Genomic DNA, 14,437 nt, shown 5'->3' with positions numbered 1-14,437 from the left:
TTTTTAAGCTCAGAGCGGAACCAAAATTTTATTTGGCCCGCATCGTTGCCCGGGTATAAACAGGAAAGGTTGTAGCGCCTGTTCTTGCACGGGGAACGTCATTGATAACATACCTGTATTGAGGATCTTTAGCGTGAAGCTGAGCTATAACGTTATCCTCGTTTCCGCTTTCAACAAGGTGGTTGAAACAGAGACCCATTTCAGATGCAGCTGAGGAGAAGGCATCTATTCTGCGGCAGGATTCATCGGCATAGCCTGTAAAGTCCTGTCCGTTTTCATAAATATTCAGGGCGACAATTGAAGAGTCTGTTTTCGCAGCCATGGAAACGGAATAAGAGATAATTTCCCGTGAAAAGGTCGGTTCGTTGCTTACTACAAGGATTTTGCAGGTTTCGCGGCATTCTTCCTTGTTCTCGTTCGCACAGGTGCATGTTTCTGCAACAGTGCTTTCGGCCTTATCCATATTTTTACCAAACAATTTTGAAAAGAAATTTTTCAATTGTAATCCCTCCTTTCTCTCGCAGAGAAAACTATTATGGTTGATTACCCAGGAACCGGTACTACATGTGCTTCTATTGTCCTTTGCCAGTTGGGCTTGGTGTTTATCCAAGAAATTTACAACAGCTTGGTAGAGCATACAGAGTCCTCCTGTTTGCTCTATAAATTACAATTAGCGTGCCAAGGATTTTTAAAAGCGTAACATATTGAAATAATTGAATCAGGCTGCTAGACGATAAGGTGGCAATATAGCGTGTGTTACACTATGAAACATGAAACACGGTGTTTTTTAAGAATGCTTGCGCTATCTCGGATAAGTTTTTTAAAAATTGCGTTTAAATATGCAACACTATATTTGGCATTTAACCTCAAAATTGGCTTGAATTTGTTTCAATCTGAAAATTTTTTATGTTTATTTGCGGACTCATTTGCGCGGCTGTTTTAAAAAATGCAATAAAAACAAATATATAAATAATGTAAAAAATAATTGTTAGATTATTCACATAGTATATCCTGCTAAATGGTATTTTGTTGCGTTATGCAATGTTAACAGCCTTAATGGCCTGTGTTATTTGGTTTATATTGAAGTATAGTCAATCTTAATCAGGGACCGGGAGCTATATATGTTCGGTTTTTTTAAAAAAGAGAAGGCGGATGCTGTAGAACTTGAAAAAAGTGAATCTCCAACTCCTGTAAATCCTTCAAATAAAGGTGTTGAAGAGTCCAAAGCCGGTTCGTCAATTTTGCGTGACCTTAAAAGACGAATTGATAATGCCGGACTTCCTGAAGCGGTATATGATTCAGTTACAGCAGAATATGAGAACCTTATGGGTATCCAACCCGGTGGTCCTGAATTTAATATTTCAATAAACTATCTTGAGTTTGTGATTTCTTTACCATGGAACGTCCTTACACGGGATGATCTTGATCTGGAAAAGGCGGAATCAGTGCTCAACCTCCGCCATCATGGTTTGAGTCAGGTAAAAGAAAGAATACTGGAATATCTGGCTGTAAAAAAACTCCATACCCAGAACAGGCGTAGTATCCTTATAGTTGATGATGAAGAAATAACCCGCGAAAATCTGTCCTATGTTTTTGATCAGGATGGCTATGAGGTCAGAACAGCTTCTGACGGAGTTACAGCTATTGAAGCCATGGCAGCAAAACCGGCCAATGTTGTTGTGACTGATCTGAAAATGCAGGGCATGGACGGACTCAATCTGACCGGAGAAGTGCGCGAAAGATGGCCTGAAACAGGTATCGTCATGCTTACGGGGTATGCTTCTGTTTCAACTGCTGTCAGTGCCATGAAGCAGGGTGCTGATCATTATATGAGTAAACCCGTCAACCTCGGAAAACTGAGAGAGCACGTTGACGAGCTGGCCAGTAAAGGCGGCAGTTATCTGAATCTGAATGGCCCTGTGCTTTGTTTTTCAGGCCCTCCCGGAACCGGCAAAACTTCAATAGGCAAGGCCGTTGCTGAAGCTCTGGGCAGAAAATTTATCCGTATTTCTCTTGCCGGATTAAGGGATGAGGCGGAACTGAGAGGCCACAGGCGAACTTATCTTGGAGCTTTACCCGGCAGGATTATACAGGAAGTGCAAAAGTGCGGAGCCAGAAATCCTGTGATTATGCTTGATGAGATGGATAAAATTATCAAGAATTTTGATGGTGATGCCACCGCAGTGCTGCTGGAATTATTGGACCCGCAACAGAACAGTGCTTTTGTTGATAATTATCTTGCCGTTCCTTTTGATCTATCTGAAGCCATGTTTATCGCCACAGTAAATGACATAAGCAGACTTTCAGCTCCATTGATAGACCGTATGGAGGAAATAGAATTCACAGGATATTCTATTGAAGACAAGATTCTGATTCTCAAGGATTTTCTTCTTCCTGATCAATTGCACCGTCATGGCCTTGGTAAAAAACAGGTCAACATAACTGATGATAGCGCGCGTTATCTTATTTCCAGTTATACCCGTGAAGCCGGGCTGCGTGGGCTGGAAAAAGAAACCGCTTCATTGTGTCGTAAGTTTGCACGGCTCTTCCTTGAAGAGCAGGTTTCCGGCGATGAAGAACAGCTGGACCCGGAAAAGATAAACAGTCTGCTTGGCCCTGCTAAATTCGAAAAATCAACGGCTTTCAGCGGTGCGCGGGTGGGGATGACAACCGGCCTTGTCTGGACCAGAGAGGGCGGGGAAATTATTTTTGTGGAAGCTGCCGGAATGAAAGGCAGCAAACAACTGATGCTGACCGGTTCTCTTGGTGAAGTAATGCGTGAATCGGCCAAAACAGCTTTAAGCTACATCCGCAGTAATGCTGCCGATTATGGAATTGATGCTGATTTTTTTGAACATAGTGACATTCATATTCATATCCCTGCCGGAGGTGTCAGCAAAGAAGGTCCGTCGGCTGGAGTTGCAATAGCTGTTTCACTTCTGTCGCTGCTGACCGGAAGAGCTGTAAGACAGGACACCGCCGTGAGTGGAGAACTTTCACTTCTGGGCGAGATTTTGAAAGTCGGAGGCATCAGGGATAAACTTCTGGCGGCTTCCAACGCTGGAGTAGCCAGGGTTGTGCTTCCTGAAAAATGTCGAGTTGAAGCATCCGGTCTGGAATCAAAGATTACCGCTTCTTTGGAATTGATTTTTGTTAAATCAATGAGCGAGGTTGTCGAGGCAACTCTTGAAAACTGATCGGTAAGTGTTATTCAATCTGGTATTTTTTAAGTTTTCTCCAGAGTGAGACTCTGTCTATTCCCAGAACCTCGGCGGTTTTGGTTTTATTGCCGCGCATTGCTGACAGCACTTTGCGGATATGCTGTTTTTCAACATCCTCTAAAGTTTCAAGGGGTTTCTGGCTGACAGAGCGATATACTTCCGAAGGCAGCAGGTCCGGGATGAATTCCGTTCCACCGGCTAAAGCCAGAGCCCGTTGAACGATGTTTTCAAGTTCGCGGACGTTTCCGGGAAATGAATACTGCATCAAAATATCCAGAGTTTCCTGCGAAATCGAGTTTATGGAAAATTCTTTAGTTCTGTATTGCTCCAGAAAATGTCCGACAAGAACAGGGATATCATCTTTAAGTGTTCTGAGCGGTGGAACATTAAGGGTGACAACGTTCAGTCTGTAAAAAAGGTCCTGCCGGAATCTTCCCGCGTTGACCTCTTCCGCCAGATCGCAGTTGGTTGCCGCAACAACTTTGATATCTACCGGAATTTCTTTGGTTCCGCCGACTCTTAAAAAATTTCTTTCCTGTAGAACTCTAAGCAGTTTGACCTGCATGTTCAGCGGGAGTTCTCCTATTTCATCAAAGAAAACAGTTCCACCGTCAGCGACTTCCAGAATACCTTTCTGCCCTCTGCTTGCCCCGGTAAAAGCCTCCCTTTCGTGTCCGAAAAGCTCCTTATCCATAAGTTCCGTGGTAAAGGTTCCACAGTTGATGGCCATAAAGCGTTCCGATGATCTGGGGCTGAGCATGTGAATACTTTTAGCAACAAGCTCCTTTCCTGTTCCTGTTTCTCCCTGAATCAGAACGTTGCAGTTCATCTGGGCAACCTGAGCTATTTTCCTCTTCAGGTTTCTAAGGGGAGTACTTTGACCGACAAGCGGCAGGTCCGGTCTGCCCTGAGCTATCATTTTACGCAGGCGCAGTACTTCAACGGAAAGGGCGCGCTGCTCCAGAGCTTTTATAACCTGAGTTTTCAGCTCTTCAATGTTGAGAGGTTTGGCAATATATGAATGGGCTCCTTTCTGCATGGCCTTTACAGCAGTTTCGACAGTGGCGTGGCCGGTGATAACGATCACTTCGGCCGAAGGGAGCATTGTTCTAACTTTTTCCAGAAGCTCTATTCCGCTCATACCCGGCAGCATGAGGTCTGTGATGATCAGGGCATATTCCTGCTGGGAGAGGGCATCGAGAGCCGCTTCAGCGGTTTCTACTATGGTCGGAAGATAGCCTTCCTGCTGAAGAATCCAGGATATATTTTCTCTAGCTATAACTTCATCATCTACAATTAAAATTTTTTCCGCTGTCATTAGCTGTCCCTGTTCAGGGGTAGGTTTATAGTGAAAGTTGTACCCTGATTCTCAATGCTTGAAACAAGTATTTTTCCGCCGGCTTTTTCAATAATTCCATAAGCGATGGAAAGTCCCAGTCCAGTACCCTGACCGACTTCTTTTGTTGTATAGAACGGATCGAAGATGCGGCTCATAACGTCAGGGGTCATGCCCTGACCGGAATCTTTAACCAGAATCTGAATGCCGCTTTCTTTGATTGATCCGGAGACACTTATTTCACCTTGATCCGGTTCAATGGCCTGAATTGAATTCAAAATAAGGTTTATGAAAACTTCCTGCATGTGCTGGGCGTCAACCGGGATGGTAATATCCTGCGGAAGGTCTATGTTCAGTTTAATATTGGCAGGCAGCCGGCTTGAAACAAGCCCTTCGACTCTTTCAGTCACAAATCTAAGACTTGAATTCGAAGGAGCATAATCTTTCTGCCTTGAAAAATCGAGCAGTCCCTGAACGATATCCCTGGCCCTTAAGGTTTCCTGACTGATATTCTTCATCATTTTATCGGCGAACGGGTCTTCTCCTGATTTGTTTTCCATAAGAATCTGGCAGGAAGTTGAAATATTGTTAAGTGGATTATTAAGCTGATGTGCCATTCCCGAAGCCAGTGTTCCTATGGAAGACAGTTTGCGGGCCTGTATCAGTTGCTCCTGCCTTTTATTCAATTGTTCAACCATGCTGTTGAGTGCTGCGAATACCTGCTGAATTTCATCATGGTCATTATGTATTTCAAGGGGCTTGAATGTTCCTGAGGCTATTCTGCGTGTTGCGTTTTGCACCTGTTTAAGCGGTCTGAGTATGTTTTTGAAAAAGAAAAATACGAGCAGAACCATAATCAGTGCAACACCGGTCATGGAAACCATGAGGTTGGTGCGGAGTTTTTCATTAATAGTGAAAATTTTCAGTCTTTCACTGGCTGAGATTGATTTAGCGGTTTCAACAAGTGTTTTTCCGCATTCACGGAGATTTTCCTGACTGTTGGCAGGGAAAATTTTGAAGTTTTTTGCCGAATATTCCATATTAGAAATTATGGTATCGTAATTTTGCAGCTCATCCTTCATTCTCGCTGTAAGAATTGCGGCATATTTCATTTCTTTTTTAGCTCTGATTGTGTCCAGCAGAGCGGAAATCTGTTTTATGTAGCCACCGGCCTGAGCGAAAAAGCGTTTGTCCTGATAAAGGAAAAAGTTTTTTTCAACCCGGCGGAGTTCAAGAACAAGATTCGCGATGTCGTCAGTTTTTTCAACCAGAGCTATGCTTGTCTTGAGTTGACCCATGTTGGAGAATGAAAGCAGAGCAACACAACCGAAACAAACTGTGAATGTTATAATGGCGAAGATGATTTTCTGGCGGATGTTCAACCTTGGCATCAAGTTATCTCCGAAGTCGATGGTTGTTAATTGTTGAATGTTTTATCTTATCGATAAATATCCTGACCGGACAATTAGGTCAAAGCAGATAAAATGATAATAATTGTGGTTCTAAAAAATAGATTGATTTTGTGTATAAAAATAATTTTGTCGGTTTTTATCTATTAAATATCAAGAGACTATATACTTATAAACATCTTTTTGAACAACTGTGGAAAAGGTCTGTTCAATCCTTTTCATCCTTACTCCCGCAAGGGCTGAAAAGGAAGTTTCAAGAAAATTTCTAGAGACTATTGATACAAGTTTTTTCCTCTGCTAGATTGAGCGAAGTCGATTTGTCCTTCAGGAGACCTTTATGAGGACGCCACAGGAAATCCGGTTAAAATCCGGTACGGTTCCGCCGCTGTGTTTCAGCATGTCTGAAAAGTCAGCACTCCTGCCTGAAGTATCCTTCAGCCTTTTCCGGCTGAGGGTCAATCAACAAACGCCAACAACCCCGCGATTCGGGGTGAGGCTGCAATCAGTCCTGCGGTATGAGCCTTCCGGGCCAGCCGCGATTCACACATAAAGCGGTCCATTCGGTTGACCTTGTCAGGGTGCCTTATATGCACCCGTGGTTTCATGCGCCTAATTGCATACCGTAGGCCCCTTTGTGCGGACAACATTTAAACGGAAATTAAAATGCCTAAACAGATTCTCAAACGTGACGGAAGATTAGAAACATGGTCCACTGAAAGAATTTCAGATGCGATCTTCAAAGCTCTTAAAGCCAGCGGAATCAAAGATCCGCTCCTTGCCAAAAGACTTGGCAGAAATGTTGAAAAGAAACTCGAAGGAGTCGATGTCCCGGAACAGGAACATGTTCAGGACATGGTTCAGCTGGTACTTATGGAAGGAAGGCTTTTTTCCGTTGCTGAACGGTACATCATCTACCGTGAGAAACGTCGTGAACTGCGTAAGCAGGACGAAACATATCTTGATATAGCAGGAACAATAGAAAGTTATCTTGATCGTTCCGACTGGCGTGTAAATGAAAACTCCAACATGGGCCATTCCTTTCAGGGATTGATGCTGCACATGTCCGGAGCTGTTCAGGCCCGCTACTGCCTTGAAAAATATCCTGAAGAAATCAGAATGGCCCACGAGCACGGCTATTTTCATATTCATGATCTCTCCTTCGGCCTTGCCGGTTATTGTGCCGGCTGGTCTCTGCGTGACCTCCTGCTAGAAGGATTCGGACTTCGCGGCCGTTGTTCTTCCGGTCCTGCAAGGCACTTTGATTCCGCCTGCGGACAGATTGTGAACTTTCTTGGAACCCTCCAGAATGAATGGGCCGGCGCACAGGCTTTCAATAATATTGATACCTATCTTGCTCCTTTCATCCGTCATGACGGTCTTGATTACGATCAGGTCAAACAGATGGTTCAGAAGCTTATCTTCAACCTGAACACCACTTCACGCTGGGGCGGTCAGAGTCCTTTCACCAACTTCACTCTGGATATGGTTCCTCCCAAGCATATTGCCAAAGAACCTGTAATTATCGGCGGTGAGCTGCAGGATACTACTTACGGTGAATACGCCGAGGAAATGGAAATGTTCAACAAGGCTTTTGTCGAAGTCATGCTTGAAGGTGACAGCGACGGCCGTATTTTCTCTTTCCCGATTCCTACATATAACGTTACCCCGGACTTTCCGTGGGAGTCGGAAGTAGGCGAACTGCTTCTTAAAATGACTGCCAAATATGGTGCTCCATATTTCCAGAACTTCATTAATTCAGATCTTAACCCTGAGGATGTCCGCTCCATGTGCTGCCGTCTACAGATGGATCTGCGTGAGATTCGCAAAAAAACAGGCGGACTGTTCGGTTCCGGAGATCTTACCGGTTCTATCGGTGTTGTTACCCTGAATCTGCCCAAGCTGGCTTATCTTGCTCAGGGTGAAGAAGATTTTCTGGATCTGATTGCAGAATACGCAACTCTGGCTAAAGATTCGCTTGAATATAAACGTAAACTCGTTACAGCAAATCTTGAAAGTGGAATGTTCCCGTTCACAAAACGTTATCTCAAGAACGGATTTAAAGGTCATTTCAGCACCATCGGCCTGATCGGTGGTAACGAAGCATGCCTGAACCTGCTTGGAAAGGGTATTGAAACCGATGCCGGACTCAGGCTGATGACCCGTGTTCTCAATCACCTGCGTTCACTCAGCGTTAAATTTCAGGAAGAAACCGGCAACCTTTTCAACCTTGAAGCAACTCCCGGTGAAGGAACCTGCTATCGTCTGGCAAAGATTGATAAATCCCTTTATGCGGACATTCAGACTTCCGGAACAACAGATCCTTATTACACAAACTCCACTCTGCTGCCTGTAGGTATCACTGAGGATGTTGTCTATGCTCTCAAGCATCAGGACCAGTTGCAGACTCTGTATAACGGTGGAACAGTATTCCATACTTTCCTTGGCGAGGCTGTTGCTGATACCACCGCGCTTAAAAACTTCATTATCAAAGCTATGACCAATACCAAGATTCCTTATATCTCGGTTACGCCTACTTTCTCAGTCTGCGAAGATCATGGTTACATTTACGGTGAGCATTTTGAATGCCCGGAATGCGGTAAAGAAGCTGAAGTTTATACCAGAATTGTCGGTTACTATCGTCCTGTCAGCCGCTGGAACAAGGGAAAACAGGAAGAGTACAAAGAACGTACCGAGTACAGCCGTACTTCCTGCGCCTGCTCGTAATCAGTTTATTCCATACAGTATCTCTATTAAAGGGGCGGACGTGAATCCGCCCCTTTTTTTATGATCGCCTAATGGGTATAGTGGCGATGCCTCCAACCATGTTTAACATGAAGAATTCAAGGAAAATTTTATGATACTGACAGCAACACAGCTTAAAGCCCTGCGCCAGCGCAATGATGAGGAATTACGCAGAGGAGACTATGTAAAACTCGGGTATCCCGCCGATACGATACAGGATCTGCTGCATACAATTGAAGCCATTAAAAGTGAGAAAAAGAAGTGGAAGAAAGTTGCACAGGAGCGTGGAGAGATGCTTGGGAGAATTTCCGAGACAATAGATAAATATAATGCAAACAGGGTCAAAAATGATTGATCTTACGTTTTTTATTCGATGTAAAAAATAATTGCCGCATAGCTTAATGTTACTATTCTTAGTCGGCCGTTGAAAATTCTTGATTTTATTCCATGCACGGGCAATGGTATTTAAATTTTAATTAACGGTGTTTTATTCTATGGCTAAGGAGAGGTAAATGAAGTTCAATAGTCTCAACAGTAGGGTTGGCGGGATTATCACTTTGGGTGTGGTCATTTCCGTTGCTATTTTAATTTTTGTAGTCAGCACAATGACTAACAGAGCTGTCTTCTCCATTCAGGAGAAGAATATGCAGGAAATGAATTCTGTACTGGTAGATGAATTGGAGCAGGTGGTACGTTTAAATCTAGTCCTTTTAAAAAGTCTTTCAGTTAATACCACATTTAGAAAATCAATAAGAGATACAAATTTTTCAGCTTACACCAACAAACAGGTTCGGTCACTTTTAAAGCACTTCGATAAGATTGAATTTATAGGAGGCTTTAATGCTGATGGAGTTTATTCATTTGGAGAAGATAGTGGGGGTAAAGATCTTCAAGGGATAAACATTAGTTCCAGAGATTATTATAAGGCAATTATGGCAGGTGATAATTATACATTATCAAAAGTTGTAAAAGCCTCTGACGGAGAAGGTAAGCTGTTCATGATTGCTGTTCCTGTTAAAGATCCTACTGGAAAAGTTCTTGGCGGTCTTGTTGTGGGGCTTGACTGGGAAAAATATGAACAGGAACTGCTTGGCAAGGTAACCATAGGTAATGACGGCTATGGCTTTATCCTCGACAAAGACGGTACGATGATCGGGCATAAGACGAATAAAAGTCTTTTGTTGCAAGATCTCACCAAATATAAGTTCATCCGGGATATTTTGAGCATTGGCTCAGGAACTATGCAGTATGAATGGGAAGGGGAGCTTAAAAAAGTTACCTTTATGAAGGTTCCTTCCACAGGCTGGATCATGTGTATGACTGCATACGAGCACGATCTGACCAGTGCAGCTACAAGTCAGAGAAATATTTTAATTGTTATAGGCGTTGTTGTTGTCGTTCTCCTTGTGCTCATTCTTGTTCTTTTCCTCAAAAGCACAGTTATCAAGCCTATAAGCAGAATTATGGAATTTACAGGAAGGATCGCTAAAGGAGATTTTCAGGCTTCACTGAAAGGTAAATATTCCTGCGAATTTGCCGACCTGTCTGCCGATATAGTTTCTATGGTCTCTGAATTAAAGAATAAGCTTGGTTTTTCAGAAGGCGTTCTGAATGGTCTTTCCATTCCTTCCGTTGTGGCTGATTCTGAAGAGAAAATACTTTTTGTAAATAAAGAAATGCTTAATCTCTGTGATCATGAAGGAGTTCCGGAAAATTATCTGGGGATGACCATTGGTGAGCTGGTTTATGGTGATCCGGGCCGTAAAACAATTGCCGGTAAAGCTATTTCAGAAAATAAAGCACAGCATAATGTTGAAGTTGAGATAAAAAATTCAAACGGCGCCATAAAAGAAACCTTGATCAATGTTTCCCCTCTGTTTGATCTTGATAATGAACTGATAGGTGCTTTTTTAATGATAACCGATATGACTGAAATAAAGCAGCAGCAGTTACTCATTGAAAGCAAAAATAAGCAGATATCAGAAGCAGCCGCAAAAGCTACATCCATTTCCAGACAGGTCTCGGAATATTCATCAAGCCTTGCCTCCCAGATTCTGCAAACCAGCCGTGGTGCCGAGCAGCAGAGAAATATGGCTGAAGAAACAGCCACAGCCATGGAGCAGATGAACTCAACCGTACTTGAAGTTGCCAGAAATGCCGCTAATGCCGCCGGAACAGCAGAAGAATCAAAAGATAAAGCCCATCAGGGTGAACAGATAGTACATCAGGTTGTTGAAACTATTCACCGGGTTCGCAACATGTCTGAGGAGTTACAGTCCAGCATGGCCGATCTTGGTCAACAGGCCGAAGGAATTGGTACTATCATGGGGGTTATCAGCGATATTGCGGATCAGACCAACCTGCTTGCTCTTAACGCGGCTATTGAAGCAGCAAGAGCCGGAGAAGCCGGCAGAGGCTTTGCTGTTGTTGCCGATGAAGTCAGGAAACTTGCTGAAAAAACCATGACCGCCACCAATGAAGTTGGTGGTTATATTAAAAGTATTCAGGAAAGTGCTCGTAAAAATATTTCGAGCACAGAAGAATCCACAGAAGCTGTTAACAATGCCAACGACCTTGTCAGCAGATCCGGAGAGGTGCTTGCTGAGATTGTTTCAATGGTTTCAGAAACAACTGATCAGGTCAGGAGCATCGCTGCCGCAAGTGAAGAGCAATCTGCCGCCAGTGAGCAGATCAGCCATTCCACTGAAAGAATTAATTCTATAGCACAGGAAAATTCAGCGGCAATGGAAGAGTCGGAAGATGCAGTAAAGCAGATGTCTTCTCTAGCTGTCGAATTGAATGACGTTATTATCACCATGCAGAACTAACAGTATAAATTATCGAAAAGCCTCCCAGCCTGATAGGTTGCGGAGGCTTTTCTTATGCCTGCTGTCCGTAACTAAGTTTATGTGTTGGGGCGGTTTAACTAAGACTGAAAAGTTGAATTTCCGGGAAAATTCTTATTTGCAGAGAGTGTTATATTGGAGCAGGAAACAAAAATAAAACACATAAATGTAGCAGGAAACAATTATGTCTTGCCATCAATGGTTTTTATTTAAAGTTTAAAAAGTGCTTTTTGACATCTATCATATTGTAATATCTAATCTATATAATAAAACAATGAAGTTGGCCTTTGTTTTGCAATATCTTTTGCAGAGGTGATAACCATGTCAATCGTTGAAACAGTATTTGGTTCGATAGAAGCCAGACCCAAAATGGAATATTATCCTTCCGGAGTTATCAGAGCCTGTTCTCCGCAGAAAGAAAGTCCGCTCAAGACAGCGTACGGGGTTTTTATCCCCCAGTATTGCGGTGATGAGCTGAGAAAAAGGCAGACTCCGTATCTGACATATCATGAAAATGGTATGATCAATGTACTTCCTTTGCAGGAGCAGGCAGAGGTTGAAATTCCTCAAGGACGGATTCCAGTTGAGAAAGTTACATTCTATCCGGATGGTAAGCTGAAACGTCTTTTCCCTCTTGATGGCTGCCTTAGCGGCTACTGGGGAGAGGAAGATGAACGTGGACTTGCCCGACCCATTAAATTAAAAACGCCGGCAGGAGAGTTGGAAGCTCTCATAATTTCAATATATCTAAGTCCGGAAGGGGAAATCAGGAGCCTTACTTTCTGGCCCGGAGAGACTGTTAAGATTTCAACTCCGGTTGGTGAACTGAGTGTTAAGACAGGAATTTCCTATTACGATTCAGGACAGTTGAAATCAGTTGAACCTGAAAATCCGGTCAGCGTGGAGACCTCTGTTGGAAAAATTCTTGCCTATGATCCTGATGCAATAGGTATAACCGGTGATAGAAATTCTATTAAATTTTCTGAAGCAGGTGAGCTAATTTCTCTGAAAACTGTTTCAAATATGTTTGTAGTGAAAGAGGACACCGGAGATATTAAAAGAGTTGAGCCTCCTTTAAAGTATTCTCCACTTGATGGAGAGACTCTGGAACCTTCGCCATTGACCGTGACCTTTATGGAAGGTTTTGTCTGTCTTTCCGCAGAAAAAATGCAGGACGTTGTCGCCAGAACTGAAAATGTTACGGCAAGACGTTATGCTCAGCTGTTCGCCATGTAGTTTTTGATTGAATTTAACAGCAGGGATAAACCTACCAGCCATCCCTAGACCAGCTATAAAGAAAGGCAGAACCGTTTTTACGGTCCTGCCTTTACTTTTCAGAGGCTGATTGCAGCTTTTATATCTTTTAGTGCTACAGAATCCACCATACAGCCGCAAGTCCAGTCAGACTCATCGTAACTGTATAAGGGAAAGCCATCTTGACCATTTCTCCGTAAGAAAGCCTGATAAGCGGAGCTATGGCTGAAGTTAACAGGAACAGAAATGCAGCCTGTCCGTTTGGAGTCGCAACACTTGGAATATTGGTTCCGGTATTGATGGCAACTGCGAGCAGGTCGAACTGTTCCTTGCTGATGATGCCATGGGTAAAGGCTGCCTGTGTTTCCGAAATGTAAACCGTGGCAACAAATACGTTGTCTGAAATCATGGAAAGAAGTCCGTTGGCAGCGTAATAAGCGGCCAGCTGAATTTTTCCTTCAAGGTGCAATACGTAGTCAATGATCGGAGCGAAAAGGTGCTGATCATGGATAACTGCTACAATTGAGAAGAAAACCACCAGCAGTGCGGTAAAAGGCAGGGCTTCCTCAAATGCATGTCCGATGCGGTGTTCTTCCGTAACTCCGTTAAGGGCGGTAAGCACTACAATGATGGTCAGCCCGATGAGTCCTACTTCTGCAAGATGAAGGGCCAGAGCGATTACAAGGAAGATTGCTGCCAGTGCCTGAATCAGCAATGCCGCTTTGTGCTTGTAGGTCATCTCTTCATCATTTTTCTTGTCCTCATTTTCAAGGATCAGGCGCACTCCTTCGGGAAGTTTGAATCCGTAACCGAAGATTCCTGTTATTTCCAGAAGGACACAGGTCAGCAGACCTATAAAAAGAACCGGTATGGATACCGGGGCAACTTTTATGAAAAATTCCACAAAGTGCCATTGCATGACGTGCCCGATCAGCAGATTCTGCGGTTCACCTACCAGCGTGCATACTCCACCGAGAGCTGTTCCGACCGCACCGTGCATCAGTAGATTTCTCAAAAATCCTCTGAATTCATTCAGATGATCGTGACATTCTATTTTGAGCTGGGTGTCATCGTTGACAGAGCATGAACCGGAAGACGCAAAACGGTGATAGATGCCATAAAACCCGTAGGCCACAGCGATTATAACCGCAGTTACGGTAAGGGCATCCAGAAATGCGGAAAGAAATGCTCCAGCAAAGCAGAATATCAGAGACAGTGCAATTTTTGACCTTACTTTTATCAGAAGCTTGGTGAAAGCGTACTGCAGCATGTCTTTCATGAAGTAAATTCCGGCCACCATGAACATCAGAAGCAGAATTACCGGGAAATTGTGCAGTGTCTCATTGTAAACTGTATCGGGGCTGGTCATGCCGAGGGCTACTGCTTCGACAGCAAGCAGCCCACCGGCAGGGAGCGGATAACATTTAAGGGCCATGGCCAGAGTGAAAATAAATTCACCGATTAAAACCCATCCGGTGATGAATGGTCCTGCCAGTTCCATCAGGATGGGATTTAAGATGAGAAACCCGATTATGGTCAACTTATACCATTCAGGTGAGTTGCCAAGCAGGTTTTTCTGGAGGGCTTGTGCTACGGTCCTAGGCACTGGGTACTCCTTTTGGGTGTGTG

At 43.7% G+C, this 14,437-nt stretch carries 9 protein-coding genes and 1 riboswitch; of the genes, 5 read left to right on the top strand and 4 right to left on the bottom strand.

From position 1 onward, the window contains the following. Positions 1-28: 28 nt before the first annotated feature. Entirely contained in the window at positions 29-499 is a 471-nt protein-coding gene (locus G496_RS0101860) for a hypothetical protein (RefSeq protein ID WP_051294764.1), read from the bottom strand. Positions 500-1,121: 622 nt separating this feature from the next. Between G496_RS0101860 and G496_RS0101850 the strand changes: the two genes are divergently transcribed. Beyond that, positions 1,122-3,197, top strand: a complete 2,076-nt coding sequence (locus tag G496_RS0101850) for a S16 family serine protease (protein ID WP_034632032.1) — start codon at positions 1,122-1,124, stop codon at positions 3,195-3,197. 10 nt (positions 3,198-3,207) lie between these two features. Here the strand turns inward: G496_RS0101850 and G496_RS0101845 are convergent, their stop codons facing one another. Together G496_RS0101845 and G496_RS0101840 are read right to left on the bottom strand one after the other, a co-directional pair. Continuing rightward, entirely contained in the window at positions 3,208-4,539 is a 1,332-nt protein-coding gene (locus G496_RS0101845; protein WP_027177774.1) for a sigma-54-dependent transcriptional regulator, read from the bottom strand. Then, the gene (locus G496_RS0101840; protein ID WP_027177773.1) at positions 4,539-5,948 is read right to left on the bottom strand and encodes a sensor histidine kinase; all 1,410 of its coding nucleotides are present in this window, start codon (positions 5,946-5,948) and stop codon (positions 4,539-4,541) included. The genes G496_RS0101845 and G496_RS0101840 overlap by 1 nt, the downstream gene beginning before the upstream one ends. 327 nt (positions 5,949-6,275) lie before the next feature. After that, positions 6,276-6,406, top strand: a riboswitch (cobalamin riboswitch). A 223-nt stretch (positions 6,407-6,629) separates the two neighbouring features. Between G496_RS0101840 and G496_RS0101835 the strand changes: the two genes are divergently transcribed. From G496_RS0101835 to G496_RS18510, 4 genes are all read left to right on the top strand, one after another. Further along, positions 6,630-8,690, top strand: a complete 2,061-nt coding sequence (locus G496_RS0101835) for a ribonucleoside triphosphate reductase (RefSeq protein ID WP_027177772.1) — start codon at positions 6,630-6,632, stop codon at positions 8,688-8,690. Between the two features lie 130 nt (positions 8,691-8,820). Beyond that, entirely contained in the window at positions 8,821-9,063 is a 243-nt protein-coding gene (locus tag G496_RS0101830; RefSeq protein WP_027177771.1) for a hypothetical protein, read from the top strand. A gap of 157 nt (positions 9,064-9,220) precedes the next feature. Then, a complete protein-coding gene (locus G496_RS0101825; protein ID WP_027177770.1) occupies positions 9,221-11,536 on the top strand; it encodes a methyl-accepting chemotaxis protein in 2,316 nt (771 codons plus the stop codon). 339 nt (positions 11,537-11,875) lie between these two features. Continuing rightward, on the top strand, positions 11,876-12,790 hold the full coding sequence (locus G496_RS18510; RefSeq protein WP_051294763.1) for a cadherin repeat domain-containing protein: 915 nt from the start codon (positions 11,876-11,878) through the stop codon (positions 12,788-12,790). A 133-nt stretch (positions 12,791-12,923) separates the two neighbouring features. Here G496_RS18510 and nhaB read toward each other — a convergent pair whose 3' ends face one another. Beyond that, positions 12,924-14,414 (bottom strand): sodium/proton antiporter NhaB, encoded by a 1,491-nt coding sequence (gene nhaB, locus G496_RS0101815; protein ID WP_027177769.1) that lies wholly within the window; start codon positions 14,412-14,414, stop codon positions 12,924-12,926. Between the last annotated feature and the right edge of the window lie 23 nt (positions 14,415-14,437).

It is taken from the genome of Maridesulfovibrio bastinii DSM 16055, from assembly GCF_000429985.1.
GTDB classification, from domain to species: domain Bacteria; phylum Desulfobacterota; class Desulfovibrionia; order Desulfovibrionales; family Desulfovibrionaceae; genus Maridesulfovibrio; species Maridesulfovibrio bastinii.
Note: the sequence above shows the minus strand (reverse complement) of the source record. Positions and strands in the feature narration are given on the sequence as shown.

Bases quoted from the DNA above. Each gene is read 5' to 3' on its own strand.
- G496_RS0101850 (WP_034632032.1), top strand. From the start codon at position 1,122: ATGTTCGGTTTTTTTAAAAAAGAGAAGGCGGATGCTGTAGAACTTGAA.
- G496_RS0101845 (WP_027177774.1), bottom strand. From the start codon at position 4,539: ATGACAGCGGAAAAAATTTTAATTGTAGATGATGAAGTTATAGCTAGA.
- G496_RS0101840 (WP_027177773.1), bottom strand. From the start codon at position 5,948: ATGCCAAGGTTGAACATCCGCCAGAAAATCATCTTCGCCATTATAACA.
- G496_RS0101835 (WP_027177772.1), top strand. From the start codon at position 6,630: ATGCCTAAACAGATTCTCAAACGTGACGGAAGATTAGAAACATGGTCC.
- G496_RS0101830 (WP_027177771.1), top strand. From the start codon at position 8,821: ATGATACTGACAGCAACACAGCTTAAAGCCCTGCGCCAGCGCAATGAT.
- G496_RS0101825 (WP_027177770.1), top strand. From the start codon at position 9,221: ATGAAGTTCAATAGTCTCAACAGTAGGGTTGGCGGGATTATCACTTTG.
- G496_RS18510 (WP_051294763.1), top strand. From the start codon at position 11,876: ATGTCAATCGTTGAAACAGTATTTGGTTCGATAGAAGCCAGACCCAAA.